This is a genomic window from Robiginitalea sp. (assembly GCF_049588695.1).
GTDB lineage: Bacteria > Bacteroidota > Bacteroidia > Flavobacteriales > Flavobacteriaceae > Robiginitalea.
The window spans coordinates 1-2,018 of record NZ_JBAVZJ010000384.1 but is presented as its reverse complement, the minus strand read 5'-3'; the positions used below and the strand labels follow the sequence as shown (position 1 = coordinate 2,018).

Sequence of the window (2,018 nt, the reverse complement as noted above, 5' to 3'; positions counted from 1 at the left end):
GCGCTGTGTTTCACTATGCGATCATAGCCTTATATCCTTCCCGAATCTATGTCGGCGCCCTGATGTGGAGTCCCGCGGTAGCCGCCATCTTAACCTTAAAGCTAACAGGAAGGCCAATCGCTTCCCTCCCATGGAATTGGGGGCGTTGGAAATATATCCGCCTGTCGTATTGGGTTCCGGCCCTTTATGTCCTGCTTACCTACCTCCTGATCTGGATTTTCCACCTCGGAGGTTTGCCCAACACCCAAATGATTTTAGAATGGGCTGAAGAAATTGGATTGGTCGGTATCGGAACCTTAAGTCCCGTAGTTTCAATAATAGTGGCCGTGGTCCTGATGGGGACAGTAGGTGTCATTCGCGCCATGGCCACTGCGCTGGGGGAAGAAATCGGTTGGCGCGGATTTTTTATACAGGAACTCCGAAAGGTCCTTTCGTTTAACGGGGTTTCTTTCGTGAGCGGAACGGTTTGGGCTTTTTGGCATTTCCCCTTGATTGCAGCCTACGGCACAAACATCCCTTTAGAGATGGCGGCCTTTTTTGTCACTATCGTCTCCATGTCTTTTATGATGACCTATTATACTTTTAAATCGAACAGCCTTTGGCCGGCAGTGATTTTCCATGCGGTCAGCAATGTTTACGTTCAAAAAATATTTCCGCCGTTAACCTCGGAAATGGAAGGAACCCAGCATTGGCTCGGGGAATACGGAATAATGTTCGCCCTGGTCACCTTTTTGTTCGGACTGTATTATTGGCGAAAGGCGCAAAAGGAGGGTTTATAATTTTTAATATTCAAGAAATGAAAATACTAGTCGTAGGGGCCACCGGGGCAACGGGGCAACATCTGATCAGGCAGCTTCTCCAGCAAGGGTATGACGTAATAGTGGTGGTCCGGTCCGCCGAAAAATTGCCGGAATCCGTGAGGAACAACCCCCGGCTGTCCCTTGTTGAGGCCCCTGTTTTAAATCTAAGTGATTCGGAATTGGCAAAACTTACCGCCGGTTGCCATGCGGTGGCCTCCTGTCTCGGCCATAACCTGACCTGGAAAGGAATTTATGGGGAACCCAGAAAACTGGTCACCGATGCCACGCGCCGGTTGTGCAAGGCTATCGCAGTGAATACTCCGGACAAACCGGTACGTTATGTCCTGATGAATACTTCCGGAAACCGGAACCGCGATCTGGATGAACCCATTTCGTTTGCCCAGAAATGTGTGATCGGACTGCTTCGTCTTTTATTACCCCCCCATGTGGACAACGAAAAAGCTGCGGATTACCTGCGAACTGAAATCAGTCAGGACAACCCATTGGTAGAATGGTGCGCTGTTCGCCCGGATAACCTCATAGACGAGGACGAAGTCACCAAATATGAAGTGTATCCCTCGCCCATCCGAAGTGCCATTTTCAATGCGGGTAAAGTGAGCCGGATCAACGTGGCCCATTTTATGGCCAGCTTGATAGGAAATGAAGAATTATGGGAAGAATGGAAGGGGCAAATGCCGGTTATTTATAGTGAATAGGCACCGCTCAACTTCCTTACCCTTCCGTTTTCCGGATACCCCTATTTGGTATAGTTCCTTATCTTAGGGGTATTCGAATGAAACACAATCCTCTTAACGCTTGTTTAAATAACTCGCATCGCTGGTGACCGAGAATACAAACCCCAGTACGAAACGAAATTGGAAGCAGATCTTTCAGCTGTTATTCGCCTACCTTGTGGCGGCCTGGACCTTCCTTGAGTTTGTCGACTGGATCCTGAACCGATATTCCCTCTCGCCCTATTGGGTGGAAGTCTTTATCTGGATTTTTGTAGGCATCATCCCCTCCCTGCTTATTTACCTTTTCCACAGAGAACGTATTTCAGAAGGGCGCCTCAAACTCCGGGAGAAAATCATCTTCCCCCTGAATATTGTAGTCCTGATCATAGGGCTTTACTTCGGCTTTGGCACCACAGACCTGGGGGCGCGGACAAAATCCATAAACTATACCACGGAAGCGGGGGAAGCGCGGACGGCTTTGATT

The 2,018-nt window shown here is 49.1% G+C and carries 3 protein-coding genes; all 3 read left to right on the top strand.

Features of this window, described 5'->3' with window-relative positions:
- Nucleotides 1–779 (top strand): CPBP family intramembrane glutamic endopeptidase (locus WBV75_RS09115; protein WP_424120313.1); only part of this gene is annotated, 779 nt, incomplete at its 5' end.
- A 17-nt stretch (nucleotides 780–796) separates the two neighbouring features.
- On the top strand, nucleotides 797–1,516 hold the full coding sequence (locus tag WBV75_RS09110) for an NAD(P)-dependent oxidoreductase (protein WP_424120312.1): 720 nt from the start codon (nucleotides 797–799) through the stop codon (nucleotides 1,514–1,516).
- A 124-nt stretch (nucleotides 1,517–1,640) separates the two neighbouring features.
- A partial coding sequence (locus WBV75_RS09105) for a hypothetical protein (RefSeq protein WP_424120311.1) occupies nucleotides 1,641–2,018 on the top strand: 378 nt, incomplete at its 3' end.

What these genes read in the sequence shown, in the direction of transcription:
- WBV75_RS09110 (WP_424120312.1), top strand. Translation starts at nt 797, where the DNA reads ATGAAAATACTAGTCGTAGGGGCCACCGGGGCAACGGGGCAACATCTG.